13 protein-coding genes and 1 tRNA gene are annotated in these 18,131 nt (G+C 68.4%); 11 read left to right on the top strand and 3 right to left on the bottom strand.

Translation table 11 applies throughout. The features are described 5' to 3' along the window. Positions 1 to 76 precede the first annotated feature (76 nt). A complete protein-coding gene (locus ACWC97_RS31200; protein WP_450652954.1) occupies positions 77 to 1,132 on the top strand; it encodes a UDP-N-acetylmuramate dehydrogenase in 1,056 nt (351 codons plus the stop codon). A 19-nt stretch (positions 1,133 to 1,151) separates the two neighbouring features. On the opposite strand, the gene ACWC97_RS31205 is transcribed toward ACWC97_RS31200, so the two are convergent. Next, entirely contained in the window at positions 1,152 to 2,174 is a 1,023-nt protein-coding gene (locus ACWC97_RS31205) for an adenosine deaminase (protein WP_450652956.1), read from the bottom strand. Positions 2,175 to 2,295: 121 nt separating this feature from the next. Further along, positions 2,296 to 3,522: a pyridoxal phosphate-dependent aminotransferase gene (locus tag ACWC97_RS31210; RefSeq protein ID WP_450652958.1), complete on the bottom strand. Its 1,227-nt coding sequence runs from the start codon at positions 3,520 to 3,522 to the stop codon at positions 2,296 to 2,298. A 225-nt stretch (positions 3,523 to 3,747) separates the two neighbouring features. Between ACWC97_RS31210 and ACWC97_RS31215 the strand changes: the two genes are divergently transcribed. From ACWC97_RS31215 to ACWC97_RS31260, 10 genes are all read left to right on the top strand, one after another. Beyond that, positions 3,748 to 3,820 (top strand) — tRNA-Trp (locus ACWC97_RS31215). A 106-nt stretch (positions 3,821 to 3,926) separates the two neighbouring features. Beyond that, positions 3,927 to 4,214: a preprotein translocase subunit SecE gene (secE, locus tag ACWC97_RS31220; RefSeq protein WP_352276112.1), complete on the top strand. Its 288-nt coding sequence runs from the start codon at positions 3,927 to 3,929 to the stop codon at positions 4,212 to 4,214. A gap of 73 nt (positions 4,215 to 4,287) precedes the next feature. Next, positions 4,288 to 5,142 (top strand): transcription termination/antitermination protein NusG, encoded by an 855-nt coding sequence (nusG, locus tag ACWC97_RS31225; protein WP_450652960.1) that lies wholly within the window; start codon positions 4,288 to 4,290, stop codon positions 5,140 to 5,142. Between the two features lie 174 nt (positions 5,143 to 5,316). Then, a complete protein-coding gene (gene rplK / locus ACWC97_RS31230; RefSeq protein WP_006126872.1) occupies positions 5,317 to 5,751 on the top strand; it encodes a 50S ribosomal protein L11 in 435 nt (144 codons plus the stop codon). Positions 5,752 to 5,832: 81 nt separating this feature from the next. Continuing rightward, complete coding sequence (gene rplA, locus ACWC97_RS31235; protein WP_352276115.1) at positions 5,833 to 6,555, top strand: 50S ribosomal protein L1; 723 nt, start codon at positions 5,833 to 5,835, stop codon at positions 6,553 to 6,555. Between the two features lie 169 nt (positions 6,556 to 6,724). Further along, on the top strand, positions 6,725 to 7,642 hold the full coding sequence (locus ACWC97_RS31240) for a hypothetical protein (protein WP_450652963.1): 918 nt from the start codon (positions 6,725 to 6,727) through the stop codon (positions 7,640 to 7,642). Between the two features lie 275 nt (positions 7,643 to 7,917). After that, positions 7,918 to 8,448: a 50S ribosomal protein L10 gene (gene rplJ, locus ACWC97_RS31245; protein ID WP_352276119.1), complete on the top strand. Its 531-nt coding sequence runs from the start codon at positions 7,918 to 7,920 to the stop codon at positions 8,446 to 8,448. Positions 8,449 to 8,559: 111 nt separating this feature from the next. After that, positions 8,560 to 8,943: a 50S ribosomal protein L7/L12 gene (rplL, locus tag ACWC97_RS31250; RefSeq protein WP_352276120.1), complete on the top strand. Its 384-nt coding sequence runs from the start codon at positions 8,560 to 8,562 to the stop codon at positions 8,941 to 8,943. 609 nt (positions 8,944 to 9,552) lie between these two features. Further along, positions 9,553 to 13,038 (top strand): DNA-directed RNA polymerase subunit beta, encoded by a 3,486-nt coding sequence (rpoB, locus tag ACWC97_RS31255; RefSeq protein WP_352276121.1) that lies wholly within the window; start codon positions 9,553 to 9,555, stop codon positions 13,036 to 13,038. Between the two features lie 129 nt (positions 13,039 to 13,167). Further along, the gene (locus tag ACWC97_RS31260; protein ID WP_352276123.1) at positions 13,168 to 17,082 is read left to right on the top strand and encodes a DNA-directed RNA polymerase subunit beta'; all 3,915 of its coding nucleotides are present in this window, start codon (positions 13,168 to 13,170) and stop codon (positions 17,080 to 17,082) included. Between the two features lie 66 nt (positions 17,083 to 17,148). Here the strand turns inward: ACWC97_RS31260 and ACWC97_RS31265 are convergent, their stop codons facing one another. Beyond that, positions 17,149 to 18,126, bottom strand: coding sequence for a M48 family metalloprotease (locus tag ACWC97_RS31265; RefSeq protein WP_450652966.1), 978 nt, complete (start codon positions 18,124 to 18,126; stop codon positions 17,149 to 17,151). Positions 18,127 to 18,131: the final 5 nt, after the last annotated feature.

Below are 18,131 nucleotides of genomic sequence, written 5' to 3' on the forward strand. Positions count from 1 at the left end.
CGTGACCGGAAGCGGGTGGTGGCCGCCACCCGTGCCCCGCCCGAGCGCCGGGGACACGGACCGTACCCTTGTCCCCGTGCAGGAACTCCATGACGCGCCCCTCGCCCCGCTGACCACCTTCCGGCTGGGCGGCCCCGCCACCCGCCTCCTCACGGCCACGACCGACGACGAGGTGGTCGCCGCCGTCCGCGAGGCCGACCGGAACGGCACCCCGCTGCTCCTCATCGGCGGCGGCAGCAATCTCGTCATCGGCGACAAGGGCTTCGACGGCACCGCCCTGCGCATCGCCACCCGGGGCTTCGCCCTGGACGGCACGCGCCTGGAGCTGGCCGCCGGCGAGGTCTGGACGGACGCCGTCGCCCGCACCGTCGAGGCCGGGCTCGCGGGCATCGAGTGCCTGGCCGGAATCCCCGGCTCCGCGGGGGCCACACCGATCCAGAACGTCGGCGCGTACGGCCAGGAGGTCTCCTCCACCATCACGGAGGTCGTCGCCTACGACCGCCGGGCCGGCGAGACGGTCACCATCCCGAACGCCGACTGCGCGTTCTCGTACCGGCACAGTCGTTTCAAGGCCGAACCCGACCGGTTCGTGGTGCTGCGGGTCCGTTTCGAGCTGGAGGACGCGGGCGGCCTCTCCGCGCCGCTGAAGTACCCGGAGACGGCCCGGGCGATGGGCGTCGAGCAGGGCGAGCGGGTGCCCGCGGCGGCCGCCCGCGAGACGGTGCTCGCGCTCCGCGCGGGCAAGGGCATGGTGCTCGACCCGCAGGACCACGACACCTGGTCGGCGGGGTCCTTCTTCACCAACCCGATCCTCGACGAGGCGGCGTACGAGGCCTTCCGCGCCCGGGTCGCCGACCGGCTCGGCCCCGAGGTGGTACCGCCCGCCTTCCCCGCGGCCGGGGGACACGTCAAGACCTCGGCGGCCTGGCTCATCGACCGGGCCGGCTTCACCAAGGGCTACGGCACCGGCCCGGCGCGCATCTCCACCAAGCACACCCTGGCCCTCACCAACCGGGGCGAGGCGAGCACCGAGGACCTCCTCGCGCTGGCCCGCGAGGTCGTCGCCGGGGTCCACGAGGCGTTCGGCGTCACGCTCGTCAACGAACCGGTGACGGTCGGCGTGCGGCTGTAGGGCGCCACCGCCCGCCGGATCAGACGGCGGGCTCCGCCAGCCAGGCGTCGACGCCCGCCAGCAGCTCCTCCCGCACCGCGGCCGGGGCGGCCGAGCCCCGCACCGACTGCCGGGCCAGCTCGGCCAGCTCCTCGTCCGTGAACGCGTGGTGGCGCCGGACGAGCTCGTACTGCGCCGCCAGCCGGGAGCCGAAGAGCAGCGGGTCGTCCGCGCCCAGGGCCATCGGCACCCCGGCGTCGAAGAGGGCGCGCAGCGGGACGTCGGCGGCCTTCTCGTACACGCCCAGCGCCACGTTCGACGCGGGGCAGACCTCGCAGGTCACCTGGCGCTCCGCGAGCCTGCGCAGCAGCCGGGGGTCCTCGGCGGCCCGCACCCCGTGCCCGATCCGGGCCGCGTCGAGGTCGTCCAGGCAGTCCCGCACGCTGGACGGGCCCGACAGCTCACCGCCGTGCGGCGCGGCCAGCAGGCCGCCCTCACGGGCGATGGCGAAGGCCCGGTCGAAGTCCCGGGCCATTCCGCGGCGCTCGTCGTTGGAGAGCCCGAAGCCGACCACGCCCCGGTCCGCGTACCGCACCGCGAGCCGGGCGAGCGTGCGGGCGTCCAGCGGGTGCTTCATCCGGTTCGCCGCGATCACCACCCGGATCGGCAGGCCGGTCTCCGCGGAGGCGCTGTCCACCGCGTCCAGGATGATCTCGATCGCCGGGATCAGCCCGCCGAGCAGCGGGGCGTAGGAGGTCGGGTCGACCTGGATCTCCAGCCAGCCGGAGCCGTCCGCGACGTCCTCCTGGGCCGTCTCGCGGACCAGCCGCCGGATGTCCTCCGGCTCCCGCAGGCAGGACCGGGCGATGTCGTAGAGCCGCTGGAAACGGAACCAGCCGCGCTCGTCCGTGGCCCGCAGCTCGGGCGGCTCGCCGCTGGTCAGCGCGTCCGGGAGCCGGACGCCGTACTTGTCGGCGAGTTCGAGCAGGGTCGTTGGCCGCATCGACCCGGTGAAATGCAGGTGCAGGTGGGCCTTGGGCAACAGCCGTACATCACGCTCCATCCCCGGATCCTGCCGTATGCGCGGGGTTCGGTGGTAGCCGGTTCCCGAATCAGGGGTGAACCCCGAACAAATGAGCGACCCCCGGCCGGAGCCGGGGGCCGCCCACTCATGGAGCAGCCGCTCAGGCCTTGGCCTCGGCGAGCAGCTTCTGGATCCGCGAGACACCCTCGACCAGGTCGTCGTCGCCCAGGGCGTACGACAGCCGGAGGTAGCCCGGCGTACCGAACGCCTCACCCGGGACGACCGCGACCTCGGCCTCGTCCAGGATGAGCGCCGCCAGCTCGACCGAGGTGGCCGGACGCCGGCCCCGGATCTCCTTGCCGAGCAGCTCCTTCACCGAGGGGTAGGCGTAGAACGCGCCCTCGGGCTCCGGGCAGAACACCCCGTCGATCTCGTTGAGCATCCGGACGATGGTCCGCCGGCGCCGGTCGAAGGCCGTGCGCATCTCGGCGACCGCGTCCAGGCTCCCGGAGACGGCGGCCAGCGCGGCGACCTGGGCCACGTTGGAGACGTTGGACGTGGCATGCGACTGGAGGTTGGTCGCGGCCTTGACCACGTCCTTCGGGCCGATGACCCAGCCCACCCGCCAGCCGGTCATCGCGTACGTCTTGGCGACGCCGTTGACCACGATGCACCGGTCGCGCAGCTCGGGCACCATCGCGGGCAGCGAGGTGAACTTCGCGTCGCCGTAGACCAGGTGCTCGTAGATCTCGTCGGTCAGTACCCACAGGCCGTGCTCGGCGGCCCAGCGGCCGATCGCCTCGGCGTCGGCCTCGCTGTACACGGCGCCGGTCGGGTTCGACGGGGAGACGAACAGGACGACCTTGGTGCGCTCGGTGCGCGCCGCCTCCAGCTGCTCGACGGAGACCCGGTAGCCGGTCGTCTCGTCGGCCACGACCTCCACCGGGACACCGCCGGCCAGCCGGATCGACTCCGGGTAGGTCGTCCAGTACGGGGCGGGGACGATGACCTCGTCGCCCGGGTCGAGGATCGCGGCGAACGCCTCGTAGATGGCCTGCTTGCCACCGTTGGTCACCAGGATCTGGGAGGCGTCGACCTCGTAGCCCGAGTCGCGCAGCGTCTTCTCCGCGATGGCGGCCTTGAGCTCCGGGAGGCCCCCCGCCGGGGTGTAGCGGTGGTACTTCGGGGTGCGGCAGGCCTCGACGGCGGCGTCGACGATGTAGCCGGGCGTCGGGAAGTCGGGCTCGCCGGCACCGAAGCCGATCACCGGGCGGCCGGCGGCCTTGAGGGCCTTGGCCTTGGCGTCGACGGCGAGGGTGGCGGACTCGGAGATGGCAGCGATACGGGCGGAGACCCGGCGCTCGGAGGAGGAGGTTGCAGCGCTCATGGCTCCCATGGTCCCAGACCGTGATCCCAGTCGGCGCAAGGGTTTCAGGGTCCGGACACCGCCCGGACAGCATGTGGACGGGATACGACCAGGAGTTGTCGGAAGCTATCTGTTCGACGCGGGGCCGATGAGCACGTACACTCACCTGTCGTTGGCCTTCACCAGCCGCACCGTTCCTGCATCGGAGTCATCCGGGAAGATGCGGTAGGTTGGTGGAAACCACAAAGGGTCGTAGCTCAATTGGTAGAGCACTGGTCTCCAAAACCAGCGGTTGGGGGTTCAAGTCCCTCCGGCCCTGCTACACACTCCTTCGCCAGGATGTGTGCGCATGTACGTACTTCAATGCACCGCCGTGCGGCTCCACCGGGCGCGGCACGGCCATGACCCGGAATCAGGTGAGAAGCGTGACGGACGCCGTGGGCTCCATCGACATGCCTGATGCCGAGGATGAAGTACCCGAGTCGAAGAAGAAGACCCGGAAGGGCGGAAAGCGCGGGAAGAAGGGCCCTCTGGGTCGCCTCGCGCTGTTCTACCGCCAGATCATCGCCGAGCTGCGCAAGGTCGTCTGGCCCTCTCGCAGCCAGCTGACGACGTACACCACTGTGGTGATTGCTTTCGTCGTCGTCATGATCGGCCTGGTGACCGTGATTGACTTCGGATTCCAGCGGGTCATCAAGTACGTCTTCGGCTGATCCCGCGGAGGGCGCCTCATGGGCGCCCCTTTCGCATGTTCCACCCATTTGTATTCCAGGAAGAAGCAGCCACGTGTCTGACCCGAACCTGAACGACGCCGTCGAGCCGACGGCGGGCGCCTTCGAGTCCGCCGAGGACGAGCTCGACATCGTCGAGGCGGCGGACGCCGAGGACCCGGACCAGGCCGAAGCTGCCGACGCCGCCGCGGGTGAGCCCGCCGAGGAAGCCGCCCTGCACGCCGACGAGGCCGAGGAAGCCGCGGAAGAGGCCGGGGACGCGGACGTGGAGGAGGCCGAGGAGGCCGCCCCCGTCGACGCCGTCACGGCGCTCCGCGAGGAGCTGCGCGGTCTGCCCGGCGAGTGGTACGTCATCCACACGTACGCCGGTTACGAGAAGCGCGTGAAGGCCAACCTGGAGCAGCGCGCCGTCTCGCTCAACGTCGAGGACTTCATCTACCAGGCCGAGGTGCCCGAGGAAGAGATCGTCCAGATCAAGAACGGTGAGCGCAAGAACGTCCGCCAGAACAAGCTCCCGGGCTACGTCCTGGTGCGCATGGACCTGACGAACGAGTCCTGGGGCGTCGTCCGCAACACCCCCGGCGTCACCGGCTTCGTGGGCAACGCCTACGACCCGTACCCGCTGACGCTGGACGAGATCGTCAAGATGCTCGCCCCGGAGGCCGAGGAGAAGGCCGCCCGCGAGGCCGCCGAGGCCGAGGGCAAGCCGGCTCCGGCCCGCAAGGTCGAGGTCCAGGTGCTCGACTTCGAGGTGGGCGACTCGGTCACCGTCACCGACGGCCCGTTCGCCACGCTCCAGGCGACGATCAACGAGATCAACGCCGACTCGAAGAAGGTCAAGGGCCTGGTCGAGATCTTCGGTCGCGAGACCCCGGTCGAGCTCAGCTTCGACCAGATCCAGAAGAACTGAGCCTCCCGGCTGATTCTGGACACATGCCTACCGAGCAGGTCAGACCGGCTGAGAAGCCCGTCTGACCTGCTTGGTTTTTGGTCGCGCAGCTATACCCGTTATCGTTGTGCGGTATGCCTCCATCCGGATGACCGGACGGCGGCGAAACACTCTCACTAGGACCCGGAGAGAGCAATGCCTCCCAAGAAGAAGAAGGTCACGGGGCTTATCAAGCTCCAGATCAACGCCGGTGCGGCCAACCCGGCCCCGCCGGTCGGCCCCGCGCTCGGTCAGCACGGCGTCAACATCATGGAGTTCTGCAAGGCCTACAACGCCGCGACCGAGTCGCAGCGTGGCATGGTCGTGCCGGTGGAGATCACGGTCTACGAGGACCGTTCCTTCACCTTCGTCACGAAGACTCCGCCGGCCGCCAAGCTGATCCTCAAGGCTGCGGGCGTGGAGAAGGGCTCCGGCGAGCCCCACAAGACCAAGGTCGCCAAGCTGACGGCTGCCCAGGTCCGTGAGATCGCCACGACGAAGCTCCCCGACCTGAACGCCAACGACCTCGACGCCGCGTCGAAGATCATCGCTGGCACCGCCCGTTCCATGGGCATCACGGTCGAAGGCTGAGTCAGCCCCTCACGTCCTCAGTGGTAGGGCCAAGCGCTGGCCCGCACCACGACTCCACACTCTGAAACCACAGGAGCAGCAGTGAAGCGCAGCAAGAACCTCCGGGCTGCGGACGCCAAGGTCGACCGGGAGCGCCTCTACGCCCCGCTCGAGGCCGTCCGTCTCGCCAAGGAGACCGCGACCACGAAGTTCGACGGCACCGTCGAGGTCGCCTTCCGCCTGGGTGTCGACCCGCGCAAGGCCGACCAGATGGTCCGTGGCACCGTGAACCTCCCGCACGGCACCGGCAAGACCGCCCGGGTCCTGGTCTTCGCGACCGGTGACCGTGCTGCGGCCGCGGAAGCCGCGGGCGCCGACATCGTCGGCTCCGACGAGCTCATCGACGAGGTCGCCAAGGGCCGCCTGGACTTCGACGCCGTCGTCGCCACCCCGGACCTCATGGGCAAGGTCGGCCGCCTCGGCCGCGTGCTCGGTCCGCGTGGTCTGATGCCGAACCCGAAGACCGGCACCGTCACCCCCGATGTCGCCAAGGCTGTCACCGACATCAAGGGCGGCAAGATCGAGTTCCGCGTCGACAAGCACTCGAACCTGCACTTCATCATCGGCAAGGTGTCGTTCGACGACACCAAGCTGGTGGAGAACTACGCGGCGGCGCTGGAGGAAGTCCTCCGTCTGAAGCCGTCCGCCGCCAAGGGCCGCTACATCAAGAAGGCCGCTCTGGCCACCACGATGGGCCCCGGCATCCCGCTGGACGCCAACCGCACCCGTAACCTCCTCGTCGAGGAGGACCCGGCCGCCGTCTGAGCCTCCGCGCTCGGCACCAGGCCGCGTCACGTGTGACAAAGGACGGGCCCCGCAACCTTTCGAGGTGCGGGGCCCGTCCTCGTTCACGTCATACGAATACCGAAGGCGGTGTCGGAGGCGTGCGTTAGCGTGAGGTCCCGACGGAGCCGAACGAGGGGTGGAAGCTGACATGAGGACCAGTACCGTGCGACGCGTGTGTCTGTCGGTGGCGGCAGTGGCGGCGCTGACGTCGGTCGCGGCCTGCAGCGGGTCGGACAGCGGCAAGAGCGCCGACCGGGGGACCGCCGACAAGGCCGGCGGTGTGGTGAAGGCCGACCCGATCGCCGCGCTGCGCAGCGTGGAGAAGAAGACCGGCGGGGAGCGGTCGGCCAAGATCGAGGGCACCACCGAGATGGGCACCGTGATGTCCATGAAGCAGACCGGAACGGTCGACTGGTCCGACGGGCTCTCCGGCACCATGGAGATCACCTACACCGGCGGCAGCATGGCGGACACCCTGAAGCAGTCCGGCGCCGACGGCACGATGCAGGCCCGGTACTTCAAGGACGGCTACGTCGCCAACATGGGCGAGGGCTTCGCCAAGCAGGTCGGCGGCAAGCACTGGATCAGCTACCGCTACGCCGACCTCGCCAAGATGGCGGGCGCCTCCGGCGAGGCGATGAAGCAGCAGATCCAGAACGCCACCCCCGAGCAGGGCGTGAAGTCGCTGCTGGCCTCCGGCGACGTGAAGAAGGTCGGCGCCGAGGACGTACGCGGGGTGCGGACCACCCACTACTCCGGCACCCTCGACGTCGCCGCGCTGACCGGGAAGAACTCCGAGCTCGACGCCGCCCAGCTGAAGGAGCTCAAGGAGCAGCTCAGCGCGGCGGGCATCACCACCGAGCAGGTCGACATCTGGGTCGACGCCAACGACCTGCTGGTCAAGAAGGTCGAGCGCGGTCAGATGAAGACCGGCGAGTTCAACTCCACGGTGTACTACAGCGACTACGGGACGAAGGTCTCCGTCGAGCGGCCCGCGGCCGCCGACACGGTGGACTTCACCGAGCTGCTGAAGCAGCAGCAGGGGGCGGCCGGCGCCGCGTCCTGACGCTCCCGGTCCGACCCGGACCGGACGGATTTGCTCGGCGCGACCACGGTCGCGTACTCTCCTACAGAAGCCAAAGACCGCTGGTCGTTGCCGTGCTCTCGCAAGAGGGCCGGTGGCCGAAGGATCCGTAGAGTACGGACGACCTGCGCAGGTGACTGTGGAAAGCTCCCGGAATTCTTTTCGGTCGAGCTACGCCCTGGCGCCTGCGCCGGGGCGTTTCGTCTTTCCCGGCCCCTTCTGAGCGGTCCTCATCACCCGGAAGGAGGCCGACGCTCATGGCAAGGCCCGACAAGGCTGCCGCGGTAGCCGAGCTCGCGGACCAGTTCCGCAGCTCGAACGCCGCCGTGCTGACCGAGTACCGGGGTCTCACCGTGGCGCAGCTCAAGACGCTGCGTCGTTCGCTCGGTGAGAACGCCCAGTACGCCGTGGTGAAGAACACGCTGACCAAGATTGCGGCCAACGAGGCCGGGATCACTTCGCTCGACGACCAGTTCACCGGTCCGACGGCGGTTGCCTTCATCACCGGTGACCCGGTGGAGTCGGCGAAGGGTCTTCGTGACTTCGCCAAGGAGAACCCGAACCTGATCATCAAGGGCGGTGTCCTTGATGGCAAGGCGCTGTCCGCCGATGAGATCAAGAAGCTTGCGGACCTCGAGTCCCGCGAGGTTCTGCTCAGCAAGCTGGCCGGTGCCTTCAAGGGCAAGCAGTCCCAGACTGCTCAGCTCCTCCAGGCGCTGCCGTCGAAGTTCGTCCGCACCGCGGAGGCGCTTCGCGTCAAGCTCGACGAGCAGGGCGGTGCCGAGTAACTCGGCTCGCGCATTGACCGCCGCCCATCAGGGAGACGGTCGCAGCGGGCCGAACGTACGCCCGCCTACATGTACATCCGGCACCTGCCGAATTAGTGGAAGGACGCCATCATGGCGAAGCTGTCCCAGGAAGACCTGCTCGCGCAGTTCGAGACGATGACCCTCATCGAGCTCTCCGAGTTCGTGAAGGCCTTCGAGGAGAAGTTCGACGTCACCGCCGCCGCGGCCGTCGCCGTCGCCGGTCCGGCCGGCCCGGGCGCCGTTGCCGAGGCCGTCGAGGAGAAGGACGAGTTCGACGTCATCCTCACCGGCGCCGGCGACAAGAAGATCCAGGTCATCAAGGTCGTGCGTGAGCTGACCTCGCTGGGTCTGAAGGAGGCCAAGGACCTCGTCGACGGCACCCCGAAGCCGGTCCTCGAGAAGGTCGCCAAGGAGGCCGCCGAGAAGGCTGCCGAGTCCCTCAAGGCCGCCGGCGCTTCCGTCGAGGTCAAGTGACTCAGGGAGTCTGCTGACTCCTCCTGGCGCCCCGTGCCGCACGGCACGGACGTCATCTGACGAAGGGCGATCACCCATCGGGGTGGTCGCCCTTCGGCGTACCCGAAGCGGCTGCCTTGCTCTTCCCGCGTTGACGAGTATGGTGATCATCGCTGTTGCCTCGCGGTGCGGCCGACCGGCGCCGGACGGAGGGCCCGGGGCCTCCTCCCCGGGGGAGGGCCTTGACGAACCGCACGCGGCGCGCAATTCTCAGGACGCGTCGTCACAACGATCCGGGATTCGAGGCATGGATCGTGGACGGAGCGGGCAGTAAAGAAGAGCGCATCGCGCGCAAAGGTTCTAGCCATGGGTGTTGAGAACAGCTGTTGAGAGCGACGTGGGTCTCTGAGAACCCCCACTGGACATCAGTGTGCCTTTTGGCTACACTGACCCTTTGCGCTGCCTGTTAGCTGCCTCCTGCCCGTCACCAGGGGCATGCCCTCGCTTGAGCACCGATGATTGATCGCCTCTGACCTGGCCTTTTGGCTTGGGTCGGGGTTCGACTGTCACCGTGTCCGGCTTGGGACCGGTACGCGCGTAGTGAGTCCGAGCCCTCGGAAGGACCCCCTCTTGGCCGCCTCGCGCAACGCCTCGACCGCGAATACGAACAACGGTGCCAGCACTGCCCCGCTGCGCATCTCCTTTGCAAAGATCAAGGAGCCCCTCGAGGTTCCGAACCTCCTCGCGCTGCAGACCGAGAGTTTTGACTGGCTCCTCGGCAATGCCGCATGGAAGGCTCGCGTCGAGGCTGCTCTGGACAGCGGACAAAACGTCCCCACCAAGTCCGGCCTGGAAGAGATCTTCGAGGAGATCTCGCCGATCGAGGACTTCTCCGGGTCGATGTCGCTGACTTTCCGCGACCACCGCTTCGAGCCCCCGAAGAACTCGATCGACGAGTGCAAGGAGCGCGACTTCACGTTCGCCGCCCCGCTCTTCGTCACCGCCGAGTTCACCAACAACGAAACCGGCGAGATCAAGTCCCAGACGGTCTTCATGGGCGACTTCCCGCTGATGACCAACAAGGGCACCTTCGTCATCAACGGCACCGAGCGTGTCGTCGTGTCGCAGCTGGTCCGCTCGCCGGGCGTCTACTTCGACTCCTCCATCGACAAGACGTCCGACAAGGACATCTTCTCCGCCAAGATCATCCCGTCCCGGGGTGCCTGGCTGGAGATGGAGATCGACAAGCGCGACATGGTCGGCGTCCGCATCGACCGCAAGCGCAAGCAGTCCGTCACCGTTCTCCTGAAGGCTCTCGGCTGGACCACCGAGCAGATCCTGGAGGAGTTCGGCGAGTACGAGTCCATGCGCGCCACCCTGGAGAAGGACCACACCCAGGGCCAGGACGACGCGCTGCTCGACATCTACCGCAAGCTGCGCCCGGGCGAGCCGCCCACCCGCGAGGCCGCTCAGACGCTGCTGGAGAACCTCTACTTCAACCCGAAGCGCTACGACCTCGCGAAGGTCGGCCGCTACAAGGTGAACAAGAAGCTCGGCGCCGACGAGCCGCTCGACGCCGGTGTGCTCACCAGCGACGACGTCATCGCGACGATCAAGTACCTGGTCAAGCTGCACGCCGGTGAGACCGAGACGGTCGGCGAGTCCGGCCGGTCGATCATCGTCGAGACCGACGACATCGACCACTTCGGCAACCGCCGCATCCGCAACGTCGGCGAGCTGATCCAGAACCAGGTCCGTACGGGTCTCGCCCGTATGGAGCGCGTCGTGCGCGAGCGCATGACCACCCAGGACGTCGAGGCGATCACGCCGCAGACCCTGATCAACATCCGGCCGGTCGTCGCCTCCATCAAGGAGTTCTTCGGCACCAGCCAGCTGTCGCAGTTCATGGACCAGAACAACCCGCTGTCGGGGCTGACGCACAAGCGTCGTCTCAACGCGCTCGGCCCGGGTGGTCTCTCCCGTGAGCGGGCCGGGTTCGAGGTCCGTGACGTGCACCCCTCGCACTACGGCCGCATGTGCCCGATCGAGACGCCCGAAGGCCCGAACATCGGTCTGATCGGCTCGCTGGCCTCCTACGGCCGGATCAACGCTTTCGGCTTCATCGAGACGCCGTACCGCAAGGTCGTCGACGACCAGGTCACCGACGAGGTCGACTACCTGACCGCCGACGAGGAGGACCGCTTCGTCATCGCGCAGGCCAACGCGCCGCTGACCGACGACCTCCGGTTCGCCGAGTCCCGCGTGCTGGTCCGCCGCCGTGGCGGCGAGGTCGACTACGTGCCCGGCACGGACGTCGACTACATGGACGTCTCGCCGCGCCAGATGGTGTCCGTCGCCACCGCGATGATCCCCTTCCTGGAGCACGACGACGCCAACCGTGCCCTCATGGGCGCGAACATGATGCGTCAGGCGGTGCCGCTGATTAAGTCGGAGGCCCCGCTCGTCGGCACCGGCATGGAGTACCGCTGCGCCACCGACGCCGGCGACGTGCTCAAGGCCGAGAAGGACGGTGTGGTCCAGGAGGTCTCCGCGGACTACATCACCGTGACCAACGACGACGGCACGTACACCACGTACCGCATCGCCAAGTTCATGCGCTCCAACCAGGGCACCTCGGTCAACCAGAAGGTCGTCGTCTCCGAGGGCGACCGGGTCGTCGCCGACCAGGTCCTCGCCGACGGTCCGGCCACCGAGAACGGCGAGATGGCCCTCGGCAAGAACCTGCTCGTGGCGTTCATGCCGTGGGAGGGTCACAACTACGAGGACGCGATCATCCTGTCGCAGCGCCTCGTGCAGGACGACGTCCTCTCCTCGATCCACATCGAGGAGCACGAGGTCGACGCCCGTGACACCAAGCTGGGCCCCGAGGAGATCACCCGGGACATCCCGAACGTCTCCGAGGAGGTCCTCGCCGACCTCGACGAGCGCGGCATCATCCGGATCGGTGCCGAGGTCGTCGCCGGTGACATCCTCGTCGGCAAGGTCACGCCCAAGGGTGAGACCGAGCTGACCCCCGAGGAGCGCCTGCTCCGCGCGATCTTCGGTGAGAAGGCGCGCGAGGTCCGCGACACCTCGCTGAAGGTCCCGCACGGCGAGATCGGCAAGGTCATCGGCGTCCGCGTCTTCGACCGCGAGGAGGGCGACGAGCTGCCGCCGGGCGTGAACCAGCTGGTCCGCGTCTACGTCGCGCAGAAGCGCAAGATCACCGACGGTGACAAGCTCGCCGGCCGTCACGGCAACAAGGGCGTCATCTCGAAGATCCTCCCGATCGAGGACATGCCGTTCCTCGAGGACGGCACCCCGGTCGACATCATCCTCAACCCGCTGGGTGTCCCGTCCCGAATGAACCCGGGACAGGTCCTGGAGATCCACCTCGGCTGGCTCGCCAGCCGCGGCTGGGACGTCTCCGGCCTCGGTGACGAGTGGGCCAAGCGGCTCCAGGCCATCGGCGCCGACCAGGTCGCCCCCGGCACCAACGTCGCCACCCCCGTCTTCGACGGTGCGCGCGAGGACGAGATCTCCGGTCTCTTCGAGGCCACGATCCCGAACCGCGACGGCGACCGCCTGGTACAGCCCTCCGGCAAGGCCCAGCTGTTCGACGGCCGCTCCGGCGAGCCGTTCCCGGACCCGGTCTCGGTCGGCTACATGTACATCCTCAAGCTGCACCACCTCGTCGACGACAAGCTCCACGCGCGTTCGACGGGCCCGTACTCCATGATCACCCAGCAGCCGCTCGGTGGTAAGGCGCAGTTCGGTGGACAGCGATTCGGTGAGATGGAGGTGTGGGCCCTTGAGGCATACGGCGCCGCATACGCCCTCCAGGAGCTCCTGACCATCAAGTCCGACGACGTGACCGGCCGCGTGAAGGTCTACGAGGCCATCGTCAAGGGCGAGAACATCCCCGAGCCGGGCATTCCCGAGTCCTTCAAGGTGCTCATCAAGGAAATGCAGTCGCTCTGCCTCAACGTGGAGGTGCTGTCCTCGGACGGCATGTCCATCGAGATGCGCGACACCGACGAGGACGTCTTCCGCGCGGCGGAGGAGCTCGGTATCGACCTGTCCCGGCGCGAGCCGAGCAGCGTCGAAGAGGTCTGACGGGTTGGCCGGCCGGATCCCCGTGATCCGGCCGGCTCTCCCCGGACCCGTTCAGACCATTGCTGAAGTGCCCCGATTTCTCGCCTGACGCGAGGGGGCTCGAACCCCCGAAAGAGGGATTGACGACAAGTGCTCGACGTCAACTTCTTCGACGAGCTGCGGATCGGCCTCGCCACCGCGGACGACATTCGTACCTGGTCCCACGGCGAAGTGAAGAAGCCGGAGACCATCAACTACCGCACGCTCAAGCCCGAAAAGGACGGACTCTTCTGCGAGAAGATCTTCGGTCCGACCCGGGACTGGGAGTGCTACTGCGGCAAGTACAAGCGTGTCCGCTTCAAGGGCATCATCTGTGAGCGCTGTGGCGTCGAGGTCACCCGCGCCAAGGTGCGCCGTGAGCGGATGGGCCACATCGAGCTCGCCGCTCCCGTCACCCACATCTGGTACTTCAAGGGCGTCCCGTCGCGCCTGGGCTACCTCCTCGACCTCGCGCCGAAGGACCTGGAAAAGGTCATCTACTTCGCCGCGTACATGATCACGTTCGTGGACGAGGAGCGCCGTACGCGCGACCTGCCGTCGCTGGAGGCGCACGTCTCCGTCGAGCGCCAGCAGATCGAGAACCGCCGCGACGCCGACCTGGAAGCCCGCGCCAAGAAGCTCGAGACCGACCTGGCCGAGCTGGAGGCCGAGGGTGCCAAGGCCGACGTGCGCCGCAAGGTGCGCGAGGGTGCCGAGCGTGAGATGAAGCAGCTGCGCGACCGTGCGCAGCGCGAGATCGACCGTCTCGACGAGGTGTGGAGCCGCTTCAAGAACCTCAAGGTCCAGGACCTGGAGGGCGACGAGCTGCTCTACCGCGAGCTGCGTGACCGCTTCGGCACGTACTTCGACGGCTGCATGGGCGCCGCCGCGCTGCAGAAGCGCCTGGAGTCCTTCGACCTCGACGAGGAGGCCGAGCGCCTCCGCGAGATCATCCGCACCGGCAAGGGCCAGAAGAAGACCCGTGCGCTCAAGCGCCTCAAGGTCGTCTCCGCGTTCCTGCAGACCAGCAACAAGCCCAAGGGCATGGTGCTCGACTGCGTGCCGGTCATCCCGCCGGACCTGCGTCCGATGGTGCAGCTGGACGGTGGCCGCTTCGCGACCTCCGACCTGAACGACCTGTACCGCCGCGTCATCAACCGCAACAACCGCCTGAAGCGGCTTCTCGACCTCGGCGCGCCCGAGATCATCGTGAACAACGAGAAGCGCATGCTCCAGGAGGCCGTCGACGCGCTCTTCGACAACGGCCGTCGTGGTCGCCCGGTCACGGGCCCCGGCAACCGTCCGCTGAAGTCGCTGTCCGACATGCTCAAGGGCAAGCAGGGTCGCTTCCGTCAGAACCTGCTCGGCAAGCGTGTGGACTACTCCGCGCGTTCCGTGATCGTCGTCGGTCCGCAGCTCAAGCTGCACCAGTGCGGTCTGCCGAAGGCCATGGCGCTGGAGCTCTTCAAGCCGTTCGTGATGAAGCGCCTGGTCGACCTGAACCACGCGCAGAACATCAAGTCGGCCAAGCGGATGGTCGAGCGCGGCCGCACGGTCGTGTACGACGTCCTCGAAGAGGTCATCGCCGAGCACCCGGTCCTGCTGAACCGTGCGCCCACGCTGCACCGCCTCGGCATCCAGGCCTTCGAGCCGCAGCTGGTCGAGGGCAAGGCCATCCAGATCCACCCGCTCGTCTGCACCGCGTTCAACGCGGACTTCGACGGTGACCAGATGGCCGTGCACCTGCCGCTCTCCGCGGAGGCGCAGGCCGAGGCCCGCATCCTGATGCTGTCCTCGAACAACATCCTCAAGCCGGCCGACGGCCGTCCGGTCACCATGCCGACCCAGGACATGGTGCTGGGCCTGTTCTTCCTCACCACGGACGAGGAGGAGCGCGACGTCGTCGGACAGGGCCGCTCCTTCGGCTCCACGGCCGAGGCGATCATGGCCTTCGACGCCCGCGAGCTGTCGCTCCAGGCGAAGGTCGACATCCGCTTCCCGGTGGGCACCATCCCGCCGCGCGGCTGGGTGCCGCCGGTCTCGGAGGAGGGCGACGACGGCGTCGCGGAGCGCGAGTTCCAGCCGGGCGACTCGTTCCGGCTGCGGACCTCGCTGGGCCGCGCGCTCTTCAACGAGCTGCTGCCCGAGGACTACCCGTTCGTCGACTACTCGGTCGGCAAGAAGCAGCTCTCCGAGATCGTCAACGACCTCGCCGAGCGCTACCCCAAGGTCATCGTGGCGGCGACGCTCGACAACCTGAAGGCGGCCGGCTTCCACTGGGCGACCCGTTCCGGTGTCACCGTGGCCATCTCCGACGTCGTGGTCCCCGAGGCCAAGAAGGCGATCGTCGCGGGCTACGAGGCGCAGGACGAGAAGGTCCAGAAGCAGTACGAGCGCGGTCTGATCACCAAGGACGAGCGCACGCAGGAGCTCATCGCGATCTGGACCAAGGCGACCAACGAGGTCGCCGAGGCGATGAACGCGAACTTCCCGCGGACCAACCCGATCTTCATGATGGTCGACTCGGGCGCCCGAGGAAACATGATGCAGATGCGTCAGATCGCCGGTATGCGTGGTCTGGTGTCCAACGCCAAGAACGAGACGATCCCGCGTCCCATCAAGGCGTCCTTCCGCGAGGGCCTGTCCGTGCTGGAGTACTTCATCTCCACGCACGGTGCCCGTAAGGGTCTGGCGGACACCGCCCTGCGTACCGCCGACTCGGGTTACCTGACCCGTCGTCTGGTGGACGTCTCGCAGGACGTGATCATTCGCGAGGAGGACTGCGGCACCGAGCGCGGCCTCAAGCTGAAGATCGCGGAGCGGGGCGCCGACGGTGTCCTCCGCAAGACCGAGGACGTCGAGACCAGCGTCTACGCCCGCATGCTGGCCGAGGACGTCGTCGTCGACGGCAAGGTCATCGCGCCGGCCAACGTCGACCTCGGTGACGTGCTCATCGACCAGCTGGTCAGGCACGGCGTCGAGGAGGTCAAGACCCGCTCGGTCCTGACCTGCGAGTCCGCGGTCGGCACCTGTGCCTTCTGCTACGGCCGCTCGCTCGCCACCGGCAAGCTGGTCGACATCGGTGAGGCGGTCGGCATCATCGCCGCCCAGTCCATCGGTGAGCCCGGTACCCAGCTGACGATGCGTACCTTCCACACCGGTGGTGTGGCCGGTGACGACATCACCCAGGGTCTGCCCCGTGTCGTCGAGCTCTTCGAGGCCCGTACGCCCAAGGGTGTCGCCCCGATCTCGGAGTCCGCGGGCCGGGTCCGGATCGAGGAGACCGAGAAGACCAAGAAGATCGTCGTCACCCCGGACGACGGCAGCGACGAGATCCCCTTCCCGATCTCCAAGCGTGCCCGTCTGCTGGTGGGCGAGGGCGACCACGTCGAGGTCGGCCAGAAGCTCACCGTCGGTGCCACCAACCCGCACGACGTGCTGCGCATCCTCGGCCAGCGTGCGGTCCAGGTGCACCTGGTCGGCGAGGTCCAGAAGGTCTACAACTCGCAGGGTGTGTCGATCCACGACAAGCACATCGAGATCATCATCCGGCAGATGCTCCGCCGCGTGACGATCATCGAGTCCGGCGACGCGGAGCTGCTGCCGGGCGAGCTCGTCGAGCGCTCGAAGTTCGAGACCGAGAACCGTCGTGTGGTCACCGAGGGCGGTCACCCCGCCTCCGGCCGTCCGCAGCTGATGGGTATCACCAAGGCCTCGCTGGCGACGGAATCCTGGCTGTCGGCCGCCTCCTTCCAGGAGACGACCCGAGTTCTGACGGACGCGGCGATCAACGCCAAGTCCGACAGCCTCATCGGCCTCAAGGAGAACGTCATCATCGGTAAGCTCATCCCGGCCGGTACGGGCCTGTCCCGCTACCGCAACATCCGGGTCGAGCCGACCGAGGAGGCCAAGGCCGCGATGTACTCGGCCGTCGGCTACGAGGACATCGACTACTCGCCGTTCGGCACCGGCTCCGGCCAGGCCGTCCCGCTGGAGGACTACGACTACGGTCCGTACAACCAGTAAGCGAGTCGCTTGACAGGTCCTGAGGGCGGCCACCCCGTTGCGTACGGGGTGGCCGCCCTTCGGCGTTCACAGGTAGGCCCGGAGGTGGTGGAGCCGGGTCGGGACGTCGGGGTGGGTGGCGAGCAGCCGGGCGGGCACCGAGGTGTGCGTCGGCCGCTCGTCCTCGTGGAGCGCCTCCAGCACCTCGGCGAGGTCAGGGGCGAAGCCGAGCACCGCGGCGTGCCGGTCGGCACGGAGCTCGGCGCGCCGTCCCACGGCCGCCGACAGGTACGGGAGCGCGAGCAGCAGCGGAAGCCCGTAGAGGATCCGGGTGGCCGCGGAGTCGAGCCCGCCCAGCGCGAGGAGCAGGACGCCCCCGGCCGCGTAGACCGCACAGCGGGAGGGCGTGACCGCCAGGGCCGCCAGCGTGCGCAGTACCCGCCGCACCAGCCGTCCGGGCAGCCCGTACCAGTGGCAGAGCAGCAGCGACCAGGCGTGGCCGCCGGTGTGGTGCCCCAGCTCGTGGGCGAGTACGGCGGCCAGCCGGCGGCTCGACAGCCGTTCCAGCGCGTACCGGGTGACGCCGACGATGTGCCCGGCGGCGGCGAGTGCGTTGAGGCCGTCGCTGTCCTCGACCCAGAGCCGGTAGCGGGACCCGTCGATGCCGGCGACGGCCGTCACCTCCCGCCAGACCGGCTCCAGCCGGGCGGCCTCCCGGGGCATCGGCCGCCGCAGTCCGAACAGGTGGCGGGCGAGCAGGTCCTCCGTGGGCCGGTGGAAGACCAGGGCGCCGGAGACCAGCCAGAGGGCGGCCGGTATCCAGAACGGCACCCCGGCCCCGTACTCCAGGAGCCCGCCCACGAGCAGGACCACCAGCGCACTCGTCAGGAAGGAGGGCAGCGCGAGCGCCAGCTGTGCCAGGGCGGTGAGGTCCGTCCGCCGCTGACGGGCCGCGTAGTACGCACGGCGGCCGGGGCCGTGCTCGTAGACCAGGTCGTCGGGGGCGGACCCGTCCGGCGGCACGCGGCTGTCGTCCGGGTCCTGGGGGTGTGGGGTCGGTGGCATCGTGG

This window comes from Streptomyces sp. NPDC001108 (assembly GCF_053598535.1).